This window comes from Segatella buccae ATCC 33574, from assembly GCF_000184945.1.
Taxonomy (GTDB): Bacteria; Bacteroidota; Bacteroidia; order Bacteroidales; family Bacteroidaceae; genus Prevotella; species Prevotella buccae.
The window spans coordinates 1,413,899-1,440,282 of the sequence record NZ_GL586311.1; the positions used below are offsets into that span (position 1 = coordinate 1,413,899).

The following is a 26,384-nucleotide window of genomic DNA, read 5'->3' on the forward strand; positions in this document are numbered from 1 at the left end:
CAATAAATTTTTTAATACGTTATGTCATCATTTGTTGCTGATAAAATTGTAATGGACGGTCTGACTTTTGACGACGTTCTTCTAATTCCTGCTTATTCAGAGGTGCTACCTAAAACGGTGGAGTTGAAAACCAAGTTCTCTCGCAATATCGAGTTGAATGTGCCTTTCGTGACTGCGGCTATGGATACCGTTACCGAGGCTGCCATGGCTATTGCCATTGCGCGGGAAGGGGGAATCGGTGTGGTTCACAAGAATATGACTATTGAAGAGCAGGCCCGTCAGGTGGCTATCGTGAAGCGTGCTGAGAACGGGATGATTTACGATCCTGTGACCATCCGTCGCGGCAGCACGGTGAAAGACGCACTCGGTATGATGGCCGAATATCATATTGGTGGTATCCCTGTGGTGGATGAAGACAACCATTTGGTGGGTATTGTGACCAATCGTGACCTGCGGTTTGAACTCCATCTCGACAAGAAAATAGACGAAGTGATGACAAGCAAGAATCTCGTGACCACGCATTTGCAGACCGACTTGGCCGCTGCTGCACAGATTCTTCAGGAAAACAAGATCGAAAAATTGCCCGTTGTGGATAATGAAAACCATCTCGTGGGCCTTATCACTTATAAAGATATTACCAAAGCCAAGGACAAACCGATGGCTTGTAAGGACGAGAAAGGCCGGTTGCGGGTGGCTGCAGGTGTCGGTGTTACGGCTGATACGCTCGACCGTGCCCGTGCGCTCGTTGAGGCTGGTGCCGATGCTATTGTCATTGATACGGCTCATGGACACTCTAAAGGTGTGATTGAGAAGCTTCGTGAAGTGAAGGCTGCTTTTCCCCACATTGACGTTGTTGTGGGCAATGTGGCTACTGGGGCAGCAGCCAAACTGCTTGTTGAAAATGGTGCCGATGCCGTTAAGGTGGGCATTGGTCCCGGTTCCATTTGCACAACGCGTGTCGTAGCCGGTGTCGGTGTTCCCCAGCTGAGTGCCGTCTATGATGTTTATTCGGCTCTCAAAGGTACTGGTGTGCCGCTCATTGCCGATGGTGGACTTCGTTATTCTGGTGATGTCGTGAAAGCGTTGGCTGCCGGTGGGGCAAGCGTCATGATTGGTTCGCTCGTTGCGGGCACTGAGGAAAGTCCCGGTGATACCATCATTTTCAATGGGCGTAAGTTCAAGAGCTATCGAGGTATGGGATCATTGGAAGCTATGGAACAGAAAAACGGTTCGAAAGACCGCTATTTCCAGGGGGATACCAAAGATGTGAAAAAACTCGTACCGGAAGGTATCGCAGGTCGTGTGCCGTATAAAGGAACGGTGCAAGAGGTGATTTATCAGCTCGTTGGCGGTCTTCGGTCAGGTATGGGCTACTGTGGGGCAGCCGACATTAACATGCTTCATGAGGCTAAGTTTACCCGCATCACCAACGCTGGTGTCATGGAGAGCCACCCGCATGACATCTCCATCACGAGTGAGGCCCCGAATTATAGTCGTCCGGAGTAGTCACTTGCCCGGTCAGAACCAGTTTCTGATGCCGGACATAATGAAGAATGAATAACAGACAATGAAAACAGCAACATTGTTGGTGGCCATGCTCCTTTGTGGGAGCATGGCTTATGCGCAGAATGATCCCGTGGTAATGACGGTCAACGGAGCTCCCGTGAGCCGGTCTGAATTTGAGTATTCTTACAACAAGAATAACTCAGAGGGTGTCATCGACAAGAAGACCGTTGGTGAATATGTTGACTTGTTTGTCAATTACAAGTTGAAAGTACAGGCCGCCCTTGACGCCCGTCTCGACACGATGAGTTCTTTTAAGAAAGAGTTTCGTGAATATCGTGACCAGCAAGTGCGCCCCACGCTGGTGACTGATGCCGATGTTGAGGCTAAGGCACGGGATATTTACCGCGAAACACAACAGCGTGTGGATGGTGGCGGTGGATTGTTAAAGACATCACACATCTTGTTGCTTCTTGACCAGAATGCTACCAAGACACAGCAGAACGCAGCCAAGGTGCGCATCGACTCTGTTTACAACGCATTGAAAAAAGGTGCCGATTTCGCCGATTTGGCGCGTCGGTTGTCTGATGACAAGAGCTCGGCTGTCAATGGCGGGCAGTTGCCTTGGATTGAGCGTAACCAGTTGGTTAAGGCTTATGAGGATGTGGCTTATGCCTTGAAGAAAGGAGAAATCAGCAAGCCATTCCTCTCCGAATACGGTTATCATGTTGTGAAACTGGATGACAAGCAGCCGTTCTTCCCATACGATTCGGTGAAAACTTCCATCTATCAGTTCATTGAAAGTCGTGGTCTGCGCGATGCCATCGTGACCGATCGGTTGCAAGAGGAAGCTAAGGTGGGTAACACCACTCCTGAACAGCTGCTTGATGCCAAGACGGAAGAACTGACAGCCAAAGACGATGCGCTGAAATATCTGATAAAAGAATACCATGACGGCCTATTGCTTTATGAGATTAGCAATCGCACGGTGTGGGATAAGGCGGCTAAAGATGAGGCCGGTCTTTCTGCCTATTTCGCTAAAAACAAGAAGAAATATCGCTGGGAGGAACCTCGTTTCAAAGGAATTGCCTATCATGTGAAGACCGCTTCTGATGTGGATGCCGTGAAGCGCAGCATCAAAGGAAAGCCGTTTGCCGAATGGGCCGATATTCTGCGTACCACGTTTAACAACGATTCTGTGCTTCGTATCCGTGTAGAGAAAGGTATCTTCAAGAAAGGTGACAATGCGGTGGTTGACAAAGAAGTGTTCAAAGTTCCCGTAACGGTGAAACCCGTTGAAGGTTATCCCATCGATGCCACGTTTGGTAAGGTGCTTAAAAACAAACCTGAAGACTATCAGGATGTGCGCGCCCTTGTCGTGGCCGACTATCAGGATGCACTTGAGAAGCAGTGGGTGGAAAGCCTCCGCAAAAAATATACTGTTGTCATCAATAAGGAAGTGCTGGCTACAGTGAATAAACACCAATAACCGGATAGATGAGAATAAACAATAAGATACTGTTGGGCTTTACCGCCCTTTCCCTTTTGGCTGGTCTGAGTGTCCATGCCAACAGAGCCGTTTTTCGTTCATCGATTGTGACCGACTCAACGTTCGTTGATGACACAGCTTCCATGCAGCGGATGGCTTCCGGACAAACCGGGCTGGCTGTTAATCCGGCCAGTGTGGTTGATGAGGTCGTGTGGGTGGTTGGCGATGAGCCCATCTTGAAGTCGGATGTTGAAGTCATGCGCTTGCAAGGGCTGGCCGAAGGCATCACTTTCAGCGGTGATCCCGATTGTTCCATTCCCGAACAGATAGCTGTGCAGAAACTGTTCTTGCATCAGGCAGCCATTGACAGTATAGAAGTGTCCGAGTCGGAAGTGGCCCAAGGTATCGAGGGACAAATCAACAGTTGGATACAGATGACCGGTTCGCGTGAAAAATTGGAGGAGTATCGCAAGCAGAGCATCACGCAGATGCGTCAGCAGATGCATGATGACTACCGCAATCGCTTGCTGATTCAGAAGATGCGAATGAAACTGGTAGAAGATGTCAAGGTGTCTCCCGCCCAAGTGCGTGCCTATTTCCGCGATATGCCGGCTGACAGTCTGCCTTTCGTCCCCACCGAGGTGGAGGTGGAAATCCTTACCAGCCAACCCAAGATTTCGCAGGAAGAAATCAATCGGGTGAAAGATGAACTGCGCAATTATACCGATCGTGTGAACAAGGGAGAGACGACATTCTCCACGCTGGCTCGACTCTATTCGGAAGATCCCGGTACAGCGCGCATGGGAGGCGAGCTCGACTATACCGGTCGTGGCATGCTCGACCCGGCTTTTGCCAATGTGGCTTTCAACCTCACCGACCCAAAGAAGATTTCCAAGATTGTCGAGAGTGAGTTCGGCTACCACATCATCCAGCTCATTGACAAGCGTGGTGATAAAATCAAGGTGCGCCATATTCTCCGTAAACCGGTTGTTTCTTCCGAGGCTTTAGATGCTTCCATCCATCGTTTGGACTCCATTGGTGACGATATCCGTGCAGGTAAGTTTTCTTTTGAAGCAGCCGCTTCCTATCTCTCCGACGATAAGGACACTAAAAACAATCATGGATTGATGTCCAATATGACAGAGGAAGGCAGCCGCACTTCAAAGTTCCAGATGAAAGACCTTCCCTCCGAGGTGGCGCGCGTGGTCGACACCTTGAAAGTGGGACAGGTATCCAAAGCCTTTCGCATGATCAATTCCAAGGGAAAAACTGTTTGTGCCATTGTGCGGCTGAAGAGCCGTATTGACGGGCATCGCGCTACCATTACGGAAGATTTTCAAGTGATGAAAAATCTGGTGACCAATAAGGAGCGTGAGGAACTCATTCATGACTGGGTGATGGACAAGATCAAGCACACCTACGTGTGGATGAACGACCGCTACAAAGGCTGTAAGTTCGAATATCAAGGATGGATTAAATGACATTTCGACAAACGATAAATAAATATCTTATCGGGCATAGAACCACAACCATTGTGGTTTTATGCCTTTTTGGCTTATGCCTGCTGCAGGCTGTGGCTTCGCCCCGTAAGAAAGGCCCGCGCAAGAAGTCGGATGAGCGTGTCTATCTCATTCATGCCGACGAGATGTTCTATGACCAGTTTGGCAATAATCCCATGGCCCAGATAGTCAAAGGTCATGTGGCTTTCCGGCATCAGGGAGCCCGCCTGACCTGTGACAGTGCCTACTTCTTTCAGGAGTCCAACTCGGTGAAAGCCTTTGGGCATGTGTTCCTCAAGCAGGGCGACACGCTTTCCTTAGCCTGCGAACGAGCCCTTTACGACGGCCAGGCACAGATGATGGAAGCCCGCCAGAATGTGGTGCTCCACCACCGCCGGCAGGTGCTCCGCACCGACAGTCTCAACTTCGACAGGCTCTACAACAATGCATATTTCTTTGAGGGCGGAACGCTCATCGACGGTAAAGACCGGTTGATTTCCGATTGGGGAGAGTATAACACTGATACGCGGCAGGCTGTATTCTACTATAATGTGAAGCTCAAAAGTGCCTCCCGTCTCATTTCCACCGATACCTTATATTATGATGTGAAGACTTCGGTGGCCCATGTTGTCGGCCCCAATTCCCGTATCACTTCGGGCCAGAGTGTCATTGATACACAAGATGCCTATTATGATACACACACCGACAAGGCGCAACTCTTCAGCCGTTCGACTGTTGTCGACAAAAATCGCACCATTACTGGCGACAGTCTTTATTATGTGAAAGACGGTGAGAGCCGCGGCTACGGTAATGTGATTTATGTGGATCGCGGCCACAAAAACGCCCTCACTTGTGGTTATCTGCGCTACAATGAGAAGACCGGTATGGGCTTTGCCACCCGCGATCCGGTTGCCAAGGAGTTTTCACAGAAGGATACGCTCTACGTGCATTCCGACTCAATGAAGATTTATACCTTCAATATCAACACCGACTCAGTCTATCGCAAGGTGCATGCTTTTCATAAAGTGCGTGCCTATCGCACGGACATGCAGGCCGTGTGCGATTCGATGGTCTTCGACTCCCAAGATTCTTGTATGACAATGTATCGCGACCCCATTGTGTGGAACGGCAACCGCCAGTTGCTGGGCGAGCAAATCAAAGTCTATATGAATGATTCCACCGTTCGCCGGGCCGATGTCATAGGGCAGGCTTTGTCAGTCGAGCTGATGGGTGACTCTGTACACTACAATCAAGTGTCGTCTAAAGAAATGAAGGCCTTTTTTGTTGATGGTGACGTGAGACGCACGGAGGCGATAGGCAATGTGCAGGCTGTCTATTTCCCCATATCCGATAAAGACAGTGCCATTATCGGACTCAACTACACCGAGACCGACACCATGCGCATGTTCATGTCGCCCAAGCGTGAACTTGAGAAAATTTGGATGCCCAAAGCCACCGGCACTCTTTATCCTCTTACGCAGATTCCACCGTCCAAGCTCAAGTTGTCCAATTTTGCTTGGTTTGATGACATCCGTCCCAAGAGCAAGGATGATATCTTTGTGTGGCGTGGCAAAGGGACCGGTCAGGAACTGAAGAATATCCCCCGCCATGAGGCTCCCCTCCAGCAGTTGGGCGGCGGCAAACATAAGTCGACTGCGCCATGAAGTCCTTTTCTGTCCGTCGGCCACGGGGCTTTCGCCATCAGGAGGTCTATTCCCGGCGTCGCCCCATCAGGTTTATGTCCGGCAGCCGCTCCTCTGCCCGTCCTCAGCATGTTGTGGTGCTGATAGTCATGCTCTTTTTGCTGCTTGCCTTCTGCTATTGGCTGGGCTGACAAAGACTCTCTCGGTGGAAGTCGGCCGGCACGATAGGAGCAAACATACCGTTTTTTTCTTGTTCTTCCCATTGATGGTGTTCTCACCCACTCGCGTGAAAAAGTGTTCTGGAAGCTGTTGGGGGCGATGAGATAAAGTGTGGAGGAACCTTTAATTTATATAAAATATGAACGACATCATACAGCTACTTCCCGATTCCGTGGCCAATCAGATAGCGGCCGGCGAAGTCATTCAGCGTCCTGCTTCCGTCATCAAGGAGTTGGTCGAAAACTCCGTCGATGCCGGTGCTACAGTCATCAATGTGCTGGTGGTTGATGCCGGGCGCACTTCCATTCAAGTGACTGACAACGGCAAGGGCATGTCCGATACCGATGCCCGTCTCTCTTTTGAGCGCCATGCCACTTCCAAGATTAGGCAGGCCGACGATCTCTTTGCCCTGCACACTATGGGTTTCCGTGGCGAAGCCCTCGCCTCCATAGCTGCTGTGGCCCAAGTGGAACTGAAAACTCGGCAGCAGAGCGATGAGGTGGGTACTCAGCTCACCATCGCCGGTTCCCGATTTTTAGGACAGGAGCCTTGCTCATGTCCCGTGGGAAGCAATTTCAAAGTGGAGAATCTCTTTTTCAATGTGCCCGCCCGGCGCAAGTTTCTCAAGTCCAACACCACCGAACTCAACAACATTATTGCTGCTTTTCAGCGTATCGTCCTTGTCTATCCCGCCCTCTCGTTTACCCTCCATAGCAATGATACCGAACTCATCAATCTCCGTGCCGGCAATCTTCGCCAGCGCATCGTCGACGTTTTTGGCAAGCGGCTGAATCAAGACCTCCTTTCCGTGAATGTGGAGACCACTCTTTGTAGCATTCATGGCTTTGTGGGCAAGCCCGAATCAGCTCGCAAGAAGGGTGCCCATCAATATTTCTTTGTCAATGGCCGTTACATGAAGCATCCCTATTTCGCCAAGGCCGTCATGTCGGCTTTCGAGCGTCTGGTGCCCCAAGGCGAGCAAGTGCCGTTTTTTCTCTATTTTGAGGTGGCTCCCGAAAACATCGATGTCAATATCCATCCCACCAAGACAGAAATCAAGTTTGAGAACGAGCAGGCCATCTGGCAGATACTCTCTGCCGCCGTGCGAGAGGCTGTTGGTATGTTCAATGATGTTCCTGCCATCGATTTTGACACGGTGGGCAAGCCCGATATTCCCGTTTTCAGTGGCAGTGATGCTGAAGTCTCGGCTCCACGGGTAGCCTACAATCCGGGTTATAATCCTTTCAGTCAGCCCTCTCCGGCTACCTCTTTGTCTGCTTCACCTGGTTCGTGGCAACGTGAATCCTCTGTGCCCGACCGTTGGCAGGAACTTTACGAAGGGCTTGGCCGCTCATCCCAAAGCAGAGAGACCGTCATTTTTGCCGATGAAGAAGTACGCTCCGCCGCCTCCGGTGCCGATGCTCACAGTGTCATCTCCGAAAAATCGCCTGCACATTATCAGTATAAAGGCAAATACATCATGACCGCCGTCAAGTCGGGATTGATGATTATAGACCAGCATCGCGCGCATGTACGTATATTATATGAACAATATCTCGACCGTCTACAAGCTCACAAATGTGAGTCTCAAAAGGTGCTGTTCCCCGAAGTCGTTGAACTTTCCGCCGCCGGAGGTGTGCTGATGCAGAAAATGATGCCCGAACTGGAAGCTCTCGGTTTCGAACTTACTCCTATGGGAGGCAATAGCTATGCCATCAACGCTGTGCCCGCCGGTGTCGATGGTGTCGACTATGTACGGCTTGTCACAGAGATGCTCGATGATGCTGCCGACAAGTCGTCCGATTCGTCCGAAGCCATCCGTCGCTCGCTGGCACTGAGTCTGGCCCGTAGCATGGCCATTCCTTATGGCCAGGTGCTTGGCAATGCCGAAATGGAGAATGTGGTCAACTCGCTTTTTGCCTGCTCCAATGTCAATTACGCACCCGACGGGCGCAAGGTACTGGCCATCCTCAGACAGCAGGAAATAGACCATTTGCTTGACTGAAAAGCCTGCTCCGGCAGAGAAATGCTGTTTTTTTGAGCCGGAAATGACATTTTCTTTAGAAAAAGTGGCTATATTTAAAAATAATTATTACCTTTGCACCGAAATATAAATGTGACAGAGAGTTAAAAAAGATGTATTTTTTCGATTATTAAAATAAAAAAAGGTTATGAAAAAATTAATGATTGTACTGGCATTTGCCGGTATTTCTATGAGCTCCATGGCTCAGGATGCAGATCCTGTACAGAAGTACAGTGTGGCAACCAACTCTTTCTGGAGCAATTGGTTCATTCAGGTTGGTGGCAACTGGAATGCTTGGTATTCCGGTGAAGAACACGGCCTGGATTTGGCTAAGAGCCCCATTAAGAAGTTCCGTGCCAATCCCGGTGCCGCTTTCGCCATCGGTAAGTGGTTCACTCCCGGTCTCGGTCTCCGTACCAAGGTGCAGGGTATCTGGGGTAAGACTGTGACCGACGGCAACAATGCCGGCAATGGTAACAAGTATTGGGTGCTTGACGAGCACATCATGTTCAACCTGAGCAACCTGCTCATGGGTTACAACGAGAACCGCGTGTGGAACTTGGTTCCTTTCGTTGGTGGTGGCGTTGGTCGCACCATGACTCACAACCTCTATGCCATGAACCTCAGTGCAGGTATCCAGTCTACATGGAAGGTGAGCAAGCTTCTCAACATCTATCTTGAAGGTGGTTGGAACCGCTTTGAGGGCGATATCGATGGTAATGAGCTTGTAACTCGTACAAACCGTGGTTGGGATTCTCACGACAACAACCTCTATGCTGAAGTAGGTCTGACCTTCAACCTTGGCAAGGCTACTTGGAACAAGGTTCCTGATGTTGACGCTTTGAAGGCTCAGTATCAGAACGAAATCGACGGTCTCCGCAACCAGCTCAACGATGCTAATGCAGAGAACGATCGTCTCCGCAACATGCTTGCCAACCAGCCCAAGGCTGAAACTCCCGCAGCTGTTAAGGAATTCGTTCAGACTCCGATCTCTGTATTCTTCAACCTCAACAAGACCAACATCGCTTCTCAGAAGGACCTCGTAAACGTACAGGCTCTTGCTAAGTATGCAAAGGAGAACAACTCCAAGCTCCTCGTTAACGGTTATGCTGATAGTGCTACGGGTAAGCCCGCACACAACCAGTGGTTGTCTGAAGAGCGTGCCAAGACTGTTGCCGGTGAACTTCAGAAGATGGGTATCAACAGCAGCAACATCACTACCAAGGGTAATGGTGGTGTAGATGAGCTCTCTCCGATCTCCTTCAACCGTCGTGCTACTGTTCAGGTTACTGAATAATATACACAGATTATATACCAAATTAAGAGTGCCAGCCTTCGGGTTGGCACTCTTTTTTATGTTTCATCGCCTCGGTTGTGGGGGAGGGGAGGATGCGTGATAGCCGGTTTAGTCCCGGGTATATCTTTTCTACCTCCCTGCAAGGAAGGGGTTGGGGAGGGGACATAAAAAATCCCTGCAATCCCGAAGGACCACAGGGAAAACACCCCTTAGTGGGCGTTGACGGATTCGAACCGCCGACCCTCTGCTTGTAAGGCAGATGCTCTAAACCAGCTGAGCTAAACGCCCTTGCTTCTTAAAAGCGATTGCAAAGGTATCACTTTTAAATGAGACTACCAAATGTTTTGTCGTTTTTTTCTGAAAATATTTTGTGAAGTACTTTTTTTGTGCCTGTTTATACCATAAAAGGTCTGTCGGAAGGTGCAGGACTTTCGTAAGCGGGAAAAGCTATGGCATTGAGCCCGCAGGGGGAGCTCTCGCATTTCAGCAGGTAGCGGAAGATTTGTTCGGTTGGAGATAGGGTGGGGAGGTTGTCAATGTTTTTTGTTGCCGATTTGCATTTGGCCGTTTTTCTGTATATCTTTGCATTGGCAAGAGGAGCATTCTGGTGCTCCTCTTTTTTTTATCCACCAGTCCCCAACTCCCCAAAAGAGGCTTTTCCATCCGAAAATAGGCTGTCATTCGGCCCGGATGGCTTTGCAAAAAGGGCCGAGTGGGCTTCCAAGTGTGCCCCTTTTGCGATGTTGTTTGGGCCGAGTAAGAAAATGGATGGAGCGGATGGATTTAATGAGTCGGATGGAGCGGGATGGAAAAATGGACTCGGAAAAATGCCGTGTAAGGCTTTTTCATGATCTGAGTAAGTTTCATGCTATATATGGCATTCTTTCAATCATCGGCCACTTTGACCGGTTGATAACTTTTAATTTAATTTATCATTTGTCCTCGTTAGTATATCGTTTTAAATGGTTATCTTTGCAACTCAAATGATACGTATTGGTTATGGAGCTTGATTTGTTGACAGCCATTTCGCCCATTGACGGGCGCTATCGTGGCAAAACGGAACCTTTGGCAGCCTATTTCTCCGAATATGCGCTCATCCGCTATCGGGTGCGTGTGGAGATAGAGTATTTCATTACGCTTTGCGAGATACCCTTGCCGCAGTTGTCCGGTTTTGACCATGCCCTCTTCAGCCGTTTGCGTGACATCTACCGTCTCTTCGACGAGCAAGGTGCGCAACGCGTGAAGGATATAGAGAAAGTCACCAACCACGATGTAAAGGCTGTTGAATACTTCATCAAGGAAGAATTTGACAAGATAGGCGGACTTGAAGCCTACAAGGAGTTCATCCATTTTGGACTTACTTCACAGGACATCAACAACACCAGCGTGCCACTCTCCATCAAGGAGGCTCTTGAAGAGGTGTTCTGTCCGCAGTTGGAAGAACTCATCGCCCAGTTGCAGCAGTATGCCGGCGAGTGGCGCGATGTGCCCATGCTCGCCAAGACCCACGGGCAGCCGGCCTCTCCCACGAGATTGGGTAAGGAGATCATGGTGTTTGTCTATCGTCTCAACGAACAGCTCGCCACGCTGAAGTCTTGCAAGTTTACGGCCAAGTTTGGCGGAGCCACCGGCAACTACAATGCCCATCATGTGGCCTATCCCTTGATAGACTGGCGCGCTTTTGGCGACAAGTTCGTCAGCGAGAAGCTCGGTTTGCAGCGTGAGCAGTACACCACTCAGATAAGCAACTACGACCATTTGGGTGCCATCTTCGACGCAGTACGTCGCATCAACACGGTCATCATCGACCTCGACCGCGATTTTTGGATGTATATCTCCATGGACTACTTCAAGCAGAAGATCAAGGCCGGCGAGGTAGGCTCCAGTGCCATGCCCCATAAAGTGAACCCCATTGACTATGAAAATAGCGAGGGGAATCTCGGTATGGCCAATGCCATCCTGCAATTTCTGGCGCAGAAGTTGCCCGTAAGCCGCTTGCAGCGCGACCTCACCGACAGCACTGTGCTCCGCAATGTGGGTGTACCCCTCGGTCACAGCATCATCGCCATACAGAGCACGCTGAAAGGACTGCGTAAACTCATTCTTAACGAAGAGAAGTTGCGTCGCGATCTTGATGACACATGGGCCGTGGTGGCTGAAGCTATACAGACCATTCTCCGTCGCGAGGCTTATCCCCATCCCTACGAGGCGCTGAAAGCCCTCACCCGCACCAACGGCAAGATGACCGAAACCACTATTCGTGAGTTTATCGATGGTTTGCAGGTCGGCGACGGTGTGAAAGCAGAGTTGCGAGCCATCACTCCGGCCAACTATACGGGAGTATAAGGAAGCGTGAGGTGAGAAAACTAAAGTAGGGCGTTCGCCTTGGCGGGCGAAGAAGGTTCTGCCCTTTTGACATCAGACAATGTTTAACTCCTCAAAAATATTAACCAAGCCGTGAGGCTAAAATAACAAAAGAAAGAAAATGGATTCAGAATTCGAGAACAGAACGCCGGAACAGCCGGCCGAGAACGAGAGCAACCGCGAAGGTTACAAGCCGGCAGACAATTATTCGAGAGAGTACAGAAGCACCGGACGCCCGCAGCGTCCACGTATTCACAATACCCGTGCCTACAGCACAGACCGGAGCAATAGAGAGGAAGGCAGTTTCCGCCCCGAAGGCTTCGGGGCCGGCCTCTCCGTTGGCGGAGGCGACCGGGAGCAGCGTGGCGGTTATAATCGTCCTCAAGGCGGTTATGGCAACCGTGGCGGCTACAACAACAGGCAGCAGGGCGGCTATAACAACCGTGGCGGCTATGGCCAGCAGCGCCCGCAAGGCGGCTATCGGCCCCGTTACAACAACGAGGATGGCGGTTACGGCCAGCAGCGCCCGCAGGGTGGCTATCGCCCCCGCTACAACAATGAAGAAGGCGGCTATCAGCCCCGCAATGCCGAGGAGGGTGGCTACCAGCCCCGCAACAATTACGGTCAGCAGGGTGGTTACGGTCGTCAGCAGGGTAGCTACAACAACCGTGGCGGCTATGGCCGTCAGCAGGGTGGCTACGGTCAGCAAGGCGGCTACAACAATCGTGGCGGCTATAACAACCGTGGTGGCTACAACAACCGCGGCGGTTATGGCAACAATCGTCCCGGCGGTTTCCGTCCCCGCACGGCCGACTACGACCCCAATGCCAAGTACAGCATGAAAAAGCGCATTGAGTATAGCGAGGAAAACATCGATCCCAATGAGCCTATTCGTTTGAATAAATATTTGGCCAATGCCGGAGTGTGCTCTCGTCGGGAGGCTGATGAGTTCATCCAGGCAGGTGTAGTCACGGTCAATGGTGAGGTGGTTACCGAGCTGGGCACCAAAGTGCTCCGCACCGATGAGGTGAAGTTCCACGACAATCCCGTAAGCCTTGAAAAGAAAGTCTATGTGCTTCTCAACAAGCCTAAAGATTACGTCACCACCAGCGACGATCCGCAGCAGCGCAAGACCGTAATGGATCTCGTGAAGGATGCTTGTCCCGAGCGCATCTATCCCGTGGGCCGTCTCGACCGCAACACCACCGGTGTGCTCCTGCTCACCAACGATGGCGATATGGCCAGCAAACTCACCCATCCCAAGTTCTTGAAGAAGAAGGTGTATCATGTGCATCTTGACAAGAATGTCACTGCTCACGACCTCGAACAGATAGCTCAAGGCGTGACGCTTGAAGACGGTGAGATACATGCCGATGCCGTGGAGTATGCCGACGAACACGATAAGAGCCAGGTGGGTATTGAGATTCACAGCGGGAAGAACCGTATCGTGCGCCGCATTTTCGAAAGTCTCGGCTATCGTGTGACCAAACTCGACCGTGTGCAGTTTGCCGGCCTCACCAAGAAAAATCTCCGTCGTGGCGACTGGCGTTTCCTCACCGAGAAGGAAGTCAACATGTTGCGCATGGGAGCGTTTGAATAGTTAGGAGCGGGAAGTTAAAGACTTGAAGGAAGCAGGGGGGAAGAGGTTGATTCTTTGGCACTCTCATTCCACATGTTCCGAGTCGTAAGATGATGGGTGGCTACATCCTCAGGGTGGTTGCTCCCGTCGCTTGAGACATTGTCTTTAACTCCTCTAACTTCTCAGAAAATAAACAGTTTGAAGATGAAAAGAACAAAAGTTGTTGATGCTCTTGTCAGCACCGATTTTGGAAAAGATATCAATGTGAAAGGATGGGTGCGTTCCCATCGCAGTAGTAAAGCCGTTGATTTCATCGCTCTCAACGACGGTTCTACAATCAAGAATATACAGATAGTTGTCGATCCCTCCTTGGTGGATGCCGACTTGCTCAAGAGCATCACCACCGGTGCTTGCCTGAGCGTTGTGGGCACGCTGGTGGAGAGTCAGGGTGCCGGACAGGCTTCCGAAATCCAATGCAAAGAGATAGAGGTCTACGGTCTTTGCCCGGGTGACTATCCTATGCAGAAGAAAGGGCAGAGCTTCGAATATATGCGCAAGTATGCCCACTTGCGTCTGCGCACCAACACCTTTGGAGCCGTATTCCGCATTCGCCATCACATGGCTATGGCCATCCACCGCTATTTCCACGAGCATGGGTTCTTCTATTTCCACACACCCATCATCACAGCCAGCGACTGTGAGGGAGCCGGCGAGATGTTTCAGGTGACCACGAAGAATCTCTACAACCTTGAGAAAGACGAGGAAGGGCGCATCAAGTATGATGACGACTTCTTTGGCAAGACCACTTCGCTCACAGTGAGCGGACAGCTCGAAGGCGAACTTGGTGCCACGGCACTTGGTGCCATCTATACTTTCGGCCCCACATTCCGTGCCGAGAACTCCAACACGCCCCGCCATCTGGCCGAGTTTTGGATGATAGAGCCCGAAGTGGCTTTCCTCGAGCAGCAGGGACTGATGGATCTGGAGGAAGACTTCATCAAGTATTGTGTGAAATGGGCCCTCGACAACTGCAAGGACGACCTCGAGTTCCTCAACAATATGATAGACAAGAGTCTCATCGCCCGTCTCGAAGGAGTGCTCAAGGAGGATTTCGTGCGTCTCACCTACACCGAGGGCATTCGCATACTTGAGGAAGCAGTCAAAGCCGGACAGAAGTTTGAGAATCCCGTGTCGTGGGGTGTCGACTTGGCCAGCGAGCATGAACGTTATCTGGTGGAACACCACTTCCGGAAGCCTGTCATCATGACCGACTATCCGAAAGACATCAAGGCTTTCTACATGAAGATCAATGAGGACGGCCGCACCGTTCAGGGTACGGATGTGCTCTTCCCGCAAATCGGTGAAATCATCGGTGGTTCGGTGCGTGAAGAAAACTACGACAAGCTCATGGGCGAGGTAGAGCGCCGCAATGTTCCGATGAAAGACATGTGGTGGTATCTCGACACTCGCAAATATGGTACGTGCCCTCATGCCGGTTTCGGTCTGGGCTTTGAGCGTCTCATCCTCTTCGTCACCGGTATGCAAAACATCCGCGACGTGATACCTTTCCCCCGTACGCCGAAAAACGCCGAGTTTTAGGCCGGAGTCGGCTAAGACAAGGTAACGAGAACTTTTAAGACAGAGTAACAAAGGCTTTAAGACAGAGTAACAGAAGGAACATAAGGTTTTAAAGACAAAGTAACAGAGTCAACAGAATAATCTTGCAGACTGCCCATAAAGAGGCGGTCTGCTTTTTTTCAGAGCCACTTCATAAGAACCTTGTTGCGTTGTCTTTTGTTCCTTTTGTTTTAAAAACAGCAGTCCTTGTCTCTAAACTTATGTTCTCTCTATTACTTTGTCTTAAATAAAATCCCGTTACATTGTCTTCCGGTTCTCTTATATAAATAAGGTATAACGTGTTAAAAACTTGTAATAGCGTTTTTTGTTCCCTTGTCCGCCACCTTGTTGCTTCGCCTTAAATCTGAAACAATAAAAAAAAGTTCGTTTTTATTTGCGAGTTTTAAGAATTAATTATATATTTGCACTTGAAAACCTGTCACATGATGAGGTTAACGGTATAAAATAGACTCAAAGTCCTCTTGTGTAGAGGCATTATAATAAATATAATCGACAACTCAAAGGTATGCTCCTCCAAGAGGCTGTACCATGTAAAATAGAGATACTCAGAGTTTTTAGATTAATATTATTAACCAAAGTTTATCGTATGAAAAAAAGTTTTTTGAGTTCGTTGCTGTTGGGCGTATTTTTTGTTACGTCCATAGGCATGTTGACCTCTTGTAAAGACTATGATGATGACATTAGTACCAATACTAATGCCATTACCAAGTTACAAGAGCAGGTAACCACTTTAAAGAGTGCGTTGGATCAAGCACAGAAAGACGCTACTGCTGCACACGCTAAATTCGTGGAAAAGCAGGAACTTTCCACTGCTTTGGCCAACTCGGAAGCCTACAAGGCTTTGCAGGCTGAGATGAAGAGCTTGGTGAAAGCTGATCAGCTCTCAAAGGCCATTGCCGATTGTGAAGAGGCAATAGCCAAAAAGTATGTTACCACTGAGCAGCTGACCGCACTCGCTACCAAGGTAGACGGTATTGACGGCACGCTGAACAAGTTGGGTACCACCCTCAATTCGCTCGAAACAGCCGTGAAGGCAGCCGAGGCCAACCTCGCTGCCCAGGGACTTGCTTTCGACAAGTTGGGTGATGCTATCAAGAACCTTCAGGGCAAAGCCGACCAAGACTTCGTGTTGGCTGAAATTGCCAAGCTGAAAGCCGAACTTACCGGTACAAGCGTTGGTGATGTGGCTTCTATCAGCGATCTGAAGAAGGCTATGAAGAAACTCGATGAGAAGGTGGCCACTTTCGGTGGTGACATCAACATGCTCACCGTGCTTCTCAGCAAGCGCCTCACTTCAATCATGCTGAAGCCCGACTTCTATTGGGAAGGTCTTGCAGGCATCGAAATGCCTTGGGCTGATCCTCTCGTGTATGTGAAAGACGGAGCGCGCACTTTCAAATACGAGATTCCTGCCTCTCAAGGTTGGGAGACCGTTGAAGCTACAGTGGCTGAGCATCTGAAGCTTTCCCAAAAGCGCGTGATCATCTCCAATGGTGCCATTGCCCGCTACCACATGAATCCCACCACTGCCAACCTCGAAGGTGCTCAGTTCAGCTTCTTCACCAATGAGGCTAACGTTTACACCCGTGCAGGTGAAGCTTTCGTTGCTCCTATGGAGCCGAAGTTCAAGGCCGGTGGTCTTAACAAGGTTGAGAATGGTATTCTGAGTGTACCGTTCAAGGTGAATGACGTGGATAAGCTCATGGGTATGTACAAGAGCTGGTGGAAGAAAAACAGCACCGATCCCGTGGAAAACAACAACATGTGGGATGATGATGAAGACAACACCTCTTATGGCGAGAAGCTGCCGTTTATCGCTCTCCAGACTCATGTAGGCGACACCACGGTTACTTCCGACTATGCTGCGCTCACACCTGCCAAGTACACCTTCGTAGCTCTTGCTGACAATGAGCCCGATGAAATCCTTGACCAGGGTACATTCATCAAGAAAGACAACGGTAAGGTTGGCCAGAACCACCTCTACACCGCCCTCTATGGTGTTAATGGTGAGAAGTTTGGCAAGACTTTGGGCGATGCCGAGGATCATGGTGTGATCACCATGCCCGCTACCCACGCCGTGGTTTACACCGACACCATCGACCTCGAGCCGTTCATCGAGACCCACTTCGACTATCAGACATGGGCTCAGTACGGCAAGGCTCACCATGACAAGATCATGAGCAAGCAGCAGATGGCAGTGCTCGGTCTGCACTACGAGTTCACTCCGATTGACTGGGTGAAGGGTAAGAACAAGACCAGTGAGACTGTTCACATCCAGCAGATTGGCGACAAGAAGTCCGGTAAGTTCGCTCCCCGTTCCGTAACGGTAGACGGTGTGCAGATTAAGGACAAGCAGGCTGGCGGTGAAGTGGTAGACCGCGAACCCCTCGTGCGTGTTGACCTCGTTGACGCTAAGGGTAACATCATCCTCTACGGCTACATCAAGATTCGCATCGTGAAGAGCCCGTTGAAGGATACCATCGTTGAGTTCAACCTCTCCGACTACTGGATGAACTGCGGTGACGAAGGTGCTCTCACTTGGTCACAGGTTGAGGCTGGTATTCTCCGCAAACTCGGTGGTATTAGCAAGCAAGACTTCGAGAAGCAGTACTACTTCGAAGCTGTGAACGGTAAGATGGTTATGCCTACTGAGGCTGACGGCCAACTCTATACCGACCTGTGGTATGGCGTGCGCTACACTAAGGCCGACGTTACTACCAAGGTGCCCGATGCCGATACATTCGGTCGCGTATGGTACACTCCGCATGACAACAATACCACTACTCACGCTTGGGACAACCAGACTAACGTGCTGCTTTGGAACCTCCAGCCCGCAAGTGCTACTCACGAGGGTAACATGAATGCAGACAAGTATGAGCAGCTCATGAAGGCAGCTAATGTTACTTACGCTTCTAAGGGTCTCAACAAGAAGGCTGTTGACACTTGGGTACGCTTCATCAACAAGGAGAACAAGACCAGCGTTTGGGTACACCTGACGATTCCTGTTGACAAGCTCCACTTCGAATATGGTAAGATTGGTAACAAGGTGCTGAGACACTGGTACTTCTTCAACTCTCACAACGCTATTCCTGAGGCTAAGCGCGACGAGGCATTTGACGTTCACGCCAACCTGCCGACTCCGAGTGAGTCTACCATCACCACCGAGCTGCCCGCTAACAAGTTTGATAAGGATCTCCGCGAACTCTGGCTCAAGGAAGGCTTGATCCCGAATCTTGAAGGCGATGCTTCCAAGTTCACCAAGTTCTATGATGCAAACAAGAATGTTCTCACCACAGTTGACTTCGAGTTCACAACTCCGGTTAAGGGTGTCAACAGCAAGAATGTGACTGCTGCTACCAATGGTTCTTGGAATGTGAAGGGTGCTTCCGGCTCTGTATGGACATTGAAGCTCTCTGCCGACAAGCACGTCATCTGGGCTATGCAACAGGATGGTAAGCTCTTGGCTAATCCTGAGAAGGTGGCTGAGCTCCGTATGAATCCTGACAACACCAGCTACTCTATCGTACACTACTTCGGCGAGGAAGGCATCAACACCAATGCCGCTACCGACCTGCTCAACCTCATGGGCTATCGCGACAACACCGGTAAGGTGATTGAGGGCACTTATCTCGACGACAACATCGACAAGACTTTCACGGCCTATCTGAAAGTTGTCTTCTCGAAGGAACCTTGCTATGCTCCGCGCATTGGCAACAACCTCTTCAACGTTCGCTTCCTCCGTCCGATCAGCGTATGGCCGGTACACGTGACATGGGAGGACGCTCTCAACAAGATTGAGAAGAAGAACCTCGAAGACATGATTAAGATTGTTGACTGGCGTAACTATGAAGTTAAGGTGAATGCCAACTTCAATGAAGGCCAGATTCCTTACAAGTATTATGGCATCAGCGATCTCGCAGTGATTCGTGAAGAAATCCGCACCGACGCATACTATGGTATCGACGTTCGTGAGCCTCTGACCAATCCTGCTGACATCATGAAGCTCCAGAATCTTGATGAGATTCCGTCGCTCACAGCTTACCAGAAGAATGACGGTATCACAACGGCCACCTACTTCAAGCTCTACAATGGTAACGACAAGGAGGTTCACAACAGCGTTAAACTCGGCCACGGCCCCGGCGGTATCTGGACCAACGGTAAGGGTGACCACAAGAGCTTCGGTCGCGTTGAGTATGTGAACAATGGTACCACTTCTCAGATGTTCCACATCTACGTGCCTATCGCAGTAAGATACAACTGGGGTAACGTACAGTATAAGGAGACTGACAAGAACACCAGTGGCGTGCAGAAGAACCTCGACTACACGCAGAAGGTTTGGGTTTGCATCACTATTGGCAAGACTGTTAATCACAGTGGTCAGGCCAAAGGCAAATAATTGAAACATCAATTCAACAACTAACCATCAGAGGGGTGTCAACTCGTTGGCACCCCTCTCTTTCTAAAAAACAATTTCGGTCTATGAGAAAAACTTTTTTATATCTCTTTCTGCTTTCATTCGTCATGATGGCAGTGTCTTGCGGCAAGCGCTCGAAAACCGTGCAGGAGCTGCAGCAGGAGTATATTGCCCAGCCCGTAGACTCGTTCACCGGTACTGATACGGCCGAAGTGGCGGCACTGGCTAAGGAGTTTGTGTATAAACTCAACCAGAAAGACATCCGCTCGGCAGTGGGCATGCTGTCATTTCTCGACGGCGACACGATTGTGCCGTTGCCGGCCGACTTGATGAGGCGGCAGGCCAATGCGCTGAAAAACATCCAAGGGGTGCGTTACACCATCGACCGCATGGTGTTCAATGAAGAAAAAGACAATATCGTGAAGGTAGACGTGGTGCTATTTGACAAGAAACCCGGCGACACTCGCCCCAACACCATCTCCCTCTATCTCAAACCCATCCGCCGCAATGGGCGTTGGTATCTTACCACACCAGACAACATTACCGACACGAGCGGCAAAGGCGGAACTCAAATCGAGAACTGATGAACGAAATATGGCGCCTGCCGGTCATGGTCCTGCTCTGGACTGCAGCGTCGGTGCTTCCGGCGCAGACAGCGCGTCCGTCACTGACTTTTCTCACGGTCCGGTCACACGACTTCGGCATCTATCATGAGAGAGTCTCCAAAGCCGTAGTGTTCATTGTCAAGAACACCGGCAAGGCTCCGCTTGTGTTCCACAAGGCGGAGACATCGTGCGGATGCACCGGTGTGTTTTTCACCCGTGGGGTGGTGGCCCCCGGACAGCGGGCGTACATCAAAGTAGTCTACGACGGCAACGGCTTTACGCAGGGATTGTTCCGGAAGTCGTGCAGGATATTCACCAACGCCTCGAAAGAGCCGGTGGAACTTGAGATACGTGGAGGCTACTTTCTAAGTGACGAGTAGACGGCGGGGAGTGTGCCTCCGAAAGTGGCTTATCTTCTCGCTTCACATGTCTTTCGTTACGTTTTAGACTCATGATTGACAAAACTTAATTCATTCATGTGACTCTGCTTAACTCACTGTGTCCTTTCCACATATTAGTGGAATTGTGTGCCGCGATGGCACTGTGATGCAGAGGAGTGATTCCCCGGCAACCGGAGGTTTGTTTATGTTTACATTATTATTATATAATTTCTCCGGTTGTGGGGAAGAGTAATACACTCTGTGTGGATGCATCGGCCGTGATGGTCGGTGCATCCTTTTTTTGGTTGTTTCGCAGTTTTTCACTACATTTGCAGCACGTGTATAAACCAAATTATTGTCAGTATATGAACCATCGTCCATTTATCTGTCTGCTTCTTGCTTTGTTCTCTACACTCTCCATGAGCGCGCAGGGACTCTGTTTCCACGACGGACAATTCAAAATCGTGCAGTTCACCGATCTTCACTATAAACTTGGCGACCCTGCCTCGCGGGCGGCCGTGGAGTGCATACAGGAGGTGGTGAAAGCCGAACAGCCCGACCTCATCATTGTTACGGGTGACATCGTCTATTCCAAGCCCGGTGACTTTGCCATGCAAGCTGTGCTCAATGTGCTCTCCCAACAGCAGACACCCTACTGCCTCGTGTTGGGCAACCACGACCCCGAACAGGGTGTGTCGGCGACGGCACTCTACGACCTGATGCAGAAGGCACCGGGCTGTGTGATGCCCCCTCGGCGTGGCAAATTGCTCGACTATGTGCTGCCCGTGTATGCGGCTGACGGCAAAACGTTGCGGGCACAGCTCTACGGCTTCGACACGCATGGCAAGTCGGCCATGAGAGGGGTAGGGGGCTATGCCTGGATCACGCAGAGCCAGCAGGCATGGTATCGGCGCAAGTGTGCCGAGGCCAAAGCCACCAATGGTGGCAAGACGGTGCCGGCACTGGCTTTCATGCACTATCCGCTGCCTGAATACAACGAGGCCGTGGCCAACACGCAGGTGGTGCTCTACGGCACACGCATGGAGAGGGCATACGCGCCCAAGCTCAATTCGGGCATGTTTGCCGCTTTCAAGGAGTGTGGTGACGTGATGGGCGTGTTCTGTGGCCATGACCACGACAACGACTATTCCCTCATGTTCTATCAGGTGATGCTGGCTCATGGCCGTTTCTCGGGTGGCAACACGGAGTATAACCACCTGTCCAACGGTGCCCGTGTCATAGTGCTCAAAGAGGGCCGTCGCGAGTTCGACACTTGGATTCGTGAGCGTAGCGGTCGTGTGCTTTATGAGACCACCTATCCTACAAGCTATGTGAAAGATGACTGGAAGAAACGGAAACAGTGAGATGAAATTTAAGAATTCAAAAAATCAAGCATTCAAATGTTCAAGTATTGAAAGATTCAAAGCATCGGAGAATAATCTGCTGAGACTCTTGGGAGACTTCGCACCCAAGTCGCAAGGCGACTCTCCGTGGTGGTTTTCATAGATTCTCCCCATCAAAGTTTTTTGCACTTCTAATGGCCCGAAGCACCGTTTATCCATATTGTCAAAGCGGTCGGTAAACTGATTTTGAATGCTTTCTTCTAAAACTGTTCCAATATTTTGATTCTGCGTTCGGTGTCGGGATGCGTGCTGAAAAGCGAATTTATAAAACCTAACAAACCGGTGGACATCTCGTCGGGATGGATGATGAAGAGTTGTGCTACATCTTCTCGGTCTACCTTGTCAAGGCCGAGATTGTCCGAAATCTTCCTCAATGCCGAGGCCAAAGCCAGCGGATTTCCACAGAGTTCGGCACCGCCCGCATCGGCCATATACTCCCGACGGCGGGAGATGGCAAAGCGTGTGATCAGTGTGAAGAAGTAAGCCACGGCGCAACACACTGCTCCGATGGCTATCACGACGATGATTCCGGCTCCATTGCTGCCCGATTTGCTGTTCGACCGACGACTGCCACCGCCGAAAAGAAACATATCGTATAAGATGCGAACGACAGCCCCCATCACCGTTGAGACGATTCCCACGAAGATAATACTGGTGATGAGCAGGCGTGTGTCGTGATTGCGGATGTGCGTAAGCTCGTGTCCGAGGACGCCGGCAAGTTCTTCATCGGTGAGCAAATTGAGCAAACCGGTGGTTACGGTTACCGTATAGCTGTTCTTGTCGATGCCGCTGGCGAAGGCATTCAGTTGCGGATCGTCCACGATATTGATTTTGGGCATATCCATATTGCATGTCATACAGAGATTTTCAACGATGTTATAGACGCGCGGATTCTCCTTTCGCAACAGTGGACGGGCACCGGTAGCCTGCCGAATCATTGCCGTATTGGTGAAGAATGCAATGACAAACCACAGCAGTACGCCCCCGATTACCCAAGGAAAGGCACCCAGAAAGTGGGCGTTTACGACCTGCACATTCAGTTCGTGAACAGGTTCACCGAACTCGTTGTAATATGACACGTCTGCGAGATCGACTAAAGCGAGGAAAGCCCACACTGTAGCCAGTATAATCAGAGGGAACAACAGCAGCAGCAACAAGCTGAGTTGGTTGTTGCGCTGTATCTGGGTCTGCATCCCGACGTATCTCATCCGCTCAGAATTTTACTTCGGGAGCCTTGTCGAAAGTTGCCCGTTCGTCTTTGGGTATATCAAACATCGGCTCTGTGTGGAAGCCGAACATATTGGCAAGAATATTCGAAGGGAATGTCTGTACGGCATTGTTGAGTTCTCGTGTGGCTGAATTGAAGAAGCGACGAACGGCTGCCAGCTTGTTCTCTATATCCGAAATCTCGTTTTGTAATTGCAGAAAGTTCTGGTTGGCTTTCAACTCCGGATAAGCCTCTAACGATACCCGCAGGCCGGTCAAGGCACTCGTCAATGCATTTTCGGTCTGTACTTTTTCATTGATTCCTGTTGCATTCATCGCCGCAGCACGTGCTTCGGTCACCCGCTGGAAGACTTCCTTTTCGTGATCGGCATAACCTTTGACCGTAGCTACAAGCTGCGGAATGAGGTCGTGACGCTGTTTGAGTTGCACATCGATGTTGGCAAATGCGTTTTCCCGGTTGTTTCTGAGTTTTACCAAATTGTTATAAATGGAGATCATCCACACGAACAGTAAAACCACAACGATTGAAATGATAATCCAAGTCTCCATATTCTGTCTTTTAAAATTTGTTCTGATAGCAAAGATAATGTAAAAGTAGGAGTCTGACAACGATTTTTTATTTTTTTAGGAGTTTAGACGGGTAGGGGAGAGTAGGGGAAAGATTGGCTCATTCAACAAGCGGGTGTAAAGCCATGCATTTCTGTTCTTGATCATACCAATAAGTTTTAAAGATTCAAGAAGGGGGCTATATACTTGTCGGTACGATTTGGGCGTCTTCAGGTCGGCGACAATTTTGGCGTTTGTGTGCAGAAAAGTTTGGCCCGATGAGCGTGCTCCCTTTTTGAGTCTTTATTTTTCTACCTTTTCACGCCTCATTATTCCCCCTTTTTTGATTTTTTCTGTTTTTCTTGTCATGCTGTCATTTTTCACTGTAACTGTCAGTATGTTAATATGTTGCACTATGACAGGAAACATTTCGAATGATGTCAGCCGAAAAAATAATTGCCCCAAACTCTTGACAAGGGCCCTCCGATGTTGTATCTTTGCAGCCGAAAAGCATTGCGGGGACACTTTTCCCCATTTTTGGATTAGGCCATACCCGACGAAAGACACACGACCCGTTGACTTGTCAACTTGCAAACTCGTCAACTTATATTGCTATAACTAATTTAACCAAAAACGATGAACGAAATTGATTTTAAAGATGTGCCCACCGGTTGGGCACTGTGTTTCATGCACCAATGTGTTTGGCGGGGCGATTGTCTCCGCTATTTGGCCGGAGAGTCGCTGCCGGCCGGACGAACCGTGGCCCCGAGCGTTTTGCCACAGGCACTGACAGAAAGCGGATGCCGTGAGCGCTGCCCGTTGAAGACCGAACGGCTCGTCTGGGGATTCACACATCTTTTTGATGCCGTTAGCCATAAAGACTATGCACCGCTGCGGCATGAGATAACGGATTTTCTCGGAAGCCGATACGAGTATTACCGTTACCACAAGGGCGTTCGCAAGTTGCGTGAATGTCAACAGCGTGAGATTGCCCGCCTGTTCTGCCGGTACGGCTACACGCAGGAGCCCGTGTTTGATCACGCGGAGACTGCCGCCATCTTCTCATAGTCCCCTCATGCCATCGGTGCGCAGGCTTCGCACATTTTGTGCATGGGCTCTGCACCGATGGTTCCTACCCTTCGCACCGGCCGTGCAGGGCTGGTGTGAGTAGACAGATGAACAAGTACACGAGTTAACAAGTGGACGAGTAGACAGGTATATGAAGAGCGTCCACGAGTAGTTTTCACCGAGAAAAACACTCAACTCGTTTACTTGTTCACTCGTCAACTTGTTTACTTGCTAAAAAACTGAATATGAAAAAGAGAAAAAATATTAAGACCAAGACTAAAATCGTAAAATTCTATCAAGGAAAACCATTGGGCGAACACACCCCAAAACGTGTCAGAAACGACATCACCCGCCGTTTGATTGACTATCTGCGGAGCCACTATGAGATGCGCTACAACACAGTGCAGGGATATACCGAACTCCGTCCGTTGGGAGCGCAGTCCGACTTCCTGCCGGCAGACGAGCGTATGCGCAACACCATTGCCATCCAAGCCCGTCTGGACGGCATCGATGTGTGGGACAAGGACATCAGGCGATACACCGAGTCGAATATGGTGAAGCCTTTCAATCCCATTCGCGATTACCTTGACAGTGTGCGCGGGCGTTGGGACGGGCACGACCACATAGGCGACTTGGCCGACTGCGTGCCCGTTGATGTGCCCTCTTGGCGCGAGTGGTTTCACACATGGATGCTGGGTATGGTGGCGCAATGGATGGGGCTCGATGCCACTCACGGCAATAGCGTTGCACCCCTGCTCATCTCCAAACAAGGCTTTTGCAAGTCCACTTTTTGCAAACGGCTCTTGCCTGATGCGCTACAGTGGGGCTACAATGACAACCTCATTATCAGCGAGAAGCGTAACCTACTTTTGGCCATGTCGCAATATCTGCTCATCAACATCGACGAGTTCAACGCTGTGGCCCCGAACGTGCAAGCCGGTTTCCTGAAAAACGTATTGCAGTTGGCCAATGTCAAAATCAAGCGGCCTTACGCCCTGCGCTGTGAGACACTGCCCCGCACGGCTTCGTTCATCGCCACAGCCAACATGGATGATGTGCTGACCGACCCGAGCGGTTGCCGCCGGTTTATAGCCGTGACGCTGACGGCTCCCATCTCCTTGCCTTCCCGTCTCGACTATATCGGCCTCTATGCCCAGGCAGTCGACGAACTGGAAGCCGGTCGCCGCTATTGGTTTGATGAGGCCGACACGCAGGCCATCATCGCCAACAACCGCCGCTACCGACAGCGCACTCCTGTCGAAGCTTTCTTCTTCGACTCCTTTGCCATTCCGCCCACCGAGTCTGCCGGCACCTACATGACGGCCGCTGCCATCTTCGCCCGGCTCAAGCAGCAAGTAGGTTCCCAACTCCGCCTCTCCGCCCTTTCCCATTTTGGCCGGGTCCTCGCCAATATCGACGGACTGAAAAGCAAGCACACCACCCGTGGCACGGAATATCTGGTAGCGGTTCGCTGACCTCCTTTTCCA

Annotated in this window: 17 protein-coding genes and 1 tRNA gene; 15 read left to right on the plus strand and 3 right to left on the minus strand. The window is 50.4% G+C overall.

Translation table 11 applies throughout. The features are described from left to right. Nucleotides 1-21 precede the first annotated feature (21 nt). The 6 genes from guaB (at nucleotide 22) to HMPREF6485_RS05280 (ending at nucleotide 9,673) form a co-directional block, all read left to right on the plus strand. Nucleotides 22-1,506: an IMP dehydrogenase gene (gene guaB / locus HMPREF6485_RS05255; RefSeq protein WP_004339996.1), complete on the plus strand. Its 1,485-nt coding sequence runs from the start codon at nucleotides 22-24 to the stop codon at nucleotides 1,504-1,506. 61 nt (nucleotides 1,507-1,567) lie between these two features. Beyond that, nucleotides 1,568-2,992, plus strand: coding sequence for a peptidylprolyl isomerase (locus HMPREF6485_RS05260; protein ID WP_004345188.1), 1,425 nt, complete (start codon nucleotides 1,568-1,570; stop codon nucleotides 2,990-2,992). Between the two features lie 8 nt (nucleotides 2,993-3,000). Beyond that, the gene (locus HMPREF6485_RS05265) at nucleotides 3,001-4,473 is read left to right on the plus strand and encodes a peptidylprolyl isomerase (RefSeq protein ID WP_004345189.1); all 1,473 of its coding nucleotides are present in this window, start codon (nucleotides 3,001-3,003) and stop codon (nucleotides 4,471-4,473) included. Next, nucleotides 4,470-6,155 (plus strand): OstA-like protein, encoded by a 1,686-nt coding sequence (locus tag HMPREF6485_RS05270; RefSeq protein ID WP_004345190.1) that lies wholly within the window; start codon nucleotides 4,470-4,472, stop codon nucleotides 6,153-6,155. Before HMPREF6485_RS05265 ends, HMPREF6485_RS05270 begins: the two co-directional genes overlap by 4 nt. A 337-nt stretch (nucleotides 6,156-6,492) precedes the next feature. Further along, on the plus strand, nucleotides 6,493-8,358 hold the full coding sequence (gene mutL, locus HMPREF6485_RS05275) for a DNA mismatch repair endonuclease MutL (RefSeq protein WP_004345191.1): 1,866 nt from the start codon (nucleotides 6,493-6,495) through the stop codon (nucleotides 8,356-8,358). A gap of 166 nt (nucleotides 8,359-8,524) precedes the next feature. Continuing rightward, complete coding sequence (locus HMPREF6485_RS05280; RefSeq protein ID WP_004345192.1) at nucleotides 8,525-9,673, plus strand: OmpA family protein; 1,149 nt, start codon at nucleotides 8,525-8,527, stop codon at nucleotides 9,671-9,673. A gap of 213 nt (nucleotides 9,674-9,886) precedes the next feature. On the opposite strand, the gene HMPREF6485_RS05285 is transcribed toward HMPREF6485_RS05280, so the two are convergent. Continuing rightward, a tRNA-Val gene (locus tag HMPREF6485_RS05285) sits at nucleotides 9,887-9,961 on the minus strand. A 711-nt stretch (nucleotides 9,962-10,672) separates the two neighbouring features. Here HMPREF6485_RS05285 and purB point away from each other — a divergent pair. The 7 genes from purB (at nucleotide 10,673) to HMPREF6485_RS05325 (ending at nucleotide 22,017) form a co-directional block, all read left to right on the plus strand. Next, nucleotides 10,673-12,019 carry an adenylosuccinate lyase gene (gene purB, locus HMPREF6485_RS05295; RefSeq protein ID WP_004345194.1) on the plus strand — a complete coding sequence of 449 codons (1,347 nt, stop codon included), beginning with the start codon at nucleotides 10,673-10,675 and terminating at the stop codon, nucleotides 12,017-12,019. A 139-nt stretch (nucleotides 12,020-12,158) separates the two neighbouring features. Then, nucleotides 12,159-13,637 (plus strand): pseudouridine synthase, encoded by a 1,479-nt coding sequence (locus tag HMPREF6485_RS05300; RefSeq protein WP_004345195.1) that lies wholly within the window; start codon nucleotides 12,159-12,161, stop codon nucleotides 13,635-13,637. A gap of 183 nt (nucleotides 13,638-13,820) precedes the next feature. Continuing rightward, nucleotides 13,821-15,215: an asparagine--tRNA ligase gene (asnS, locus tag HMPREF6485_RS05305; protein ID WP_044126279.1), complete on the plus strand. Its 1,395-nt coding sequence runs from the start codon at nucleotides 13,821-13,823 to the stop codon at nucleotides 15,213-15,215. 625 nt (nucleotides 15,216-15,840) lie between these two features. Next, a complete protein-coding gene (locus HMPREF6485_RS05310) occupies nucleotides 15,841-19,650 on the plus strand; it encodes a hypothetical protein (RefSeq protein WP_044125862.1) in 3,810 nt (1,269 codons plus the stop codon). 83 nt (nucleotides 19,651-19,733) lie between these two features. Beyond that, nucleotides 19,734-20,252: a hypothetical protein gene (locus HMPREF6485_RS05315; RefSeq protein WP_004345199.1), complete on the plus strand. Its 519-nt coding sequence runs from the start codon at nucleotides 19,734-19,736 to the stop codon at nucleotides 20,250-20,252. Further along, nucleotides 20,252-20,653 (plus strand): DUF1573 domain-containing protein, encoded by a 402-nt coding sequence (locus HMPREF6485_RS05320; protein WP_004345200.1) that lies wholly within the window; start codon nucleotides 20,252-20,254, stop codon nucleotides 20,651-20,653. The genes HMPREF6485_RS05315 and HMPREF6485_RS05320 overlap by 1 nt, the downstream gene beginning before the upstream one ends. A 365-nt stretch (nucleotides 20,654-21,018) precedes the next feature. After that, nucleotides 21,019-22,017 (plus strand): metallophosphoesterase family protein, encoded by a 999-nt coding sequence (locus HMPREF6485_RS05325; protein WP_036926998.1) that lies wholly within the window; start codon nucleotides 21,019-21,021, stop codon nucleotides 22,015-22,017. A 239-nt stretch (nucleotides 22,018-22,256) separates the two neighbouring features. Here the strand turns inward: HMPREF6485_RS05325 and HMPREF6485_RS05330 are convergent, their stop codons facing one another. After that, nucleotides 22,257-23,264 carry a M48 family metallopeptidase gene (locus HMPREF6485_RS05330; RefSeq protein WP_004345203.1) on the minus strand — a complete coding sequence of 336 codons (1,008 nt, stop codon included), beginning with the start codon at nucleotides 23,262-23,264 and terminating at the stop codon, nucleotides 22,257-22,259. 4 nt (nucleotides 23,265-23,268) lie between these two features. After that, nucleotides 23,269-23,832: a LemA family protein gene (locus HMPREF6485_RS05335; RefSeq protein ID WP_004340018.1), complete on the minus strand. Its 564-nt coding sequence runs from the start codon at nucleotides 23,830-23,832 to the stop codon at nucleotides 23,269-23,271. A gap of 633 nt (nucleotides 23,833-24,465) precedes the next feature. Here HMPREF6485_RS05335 and HMPREF6485_RS05345 point away from each other — a divergent pair. Continuing rightward, a complete protein-coding gene (locus HMPREF6485_RS05345) occupies nucleotides 24,466-24,897 on the plus strand; it encodes a DUF6078 family protein (protein ID WP_004345206.1) in 432 nt (143 codons plus the stop codon). Nucleotides 24,898-25,142: 245 nt separating this feature from the next. Beyond that, a complete protein-coding gene (locus HMPREF6485_RS05350) occupies nucleotides 25,143-26,372 on the plus strand; it encodes a VapE domain-containing protein (RefSeq protein WP_004345207.1) in 1,230 nt (409 codons plus the stop codon). Nucleotides 26,373-26,384 lie beyond the last annotated feature (12 nt).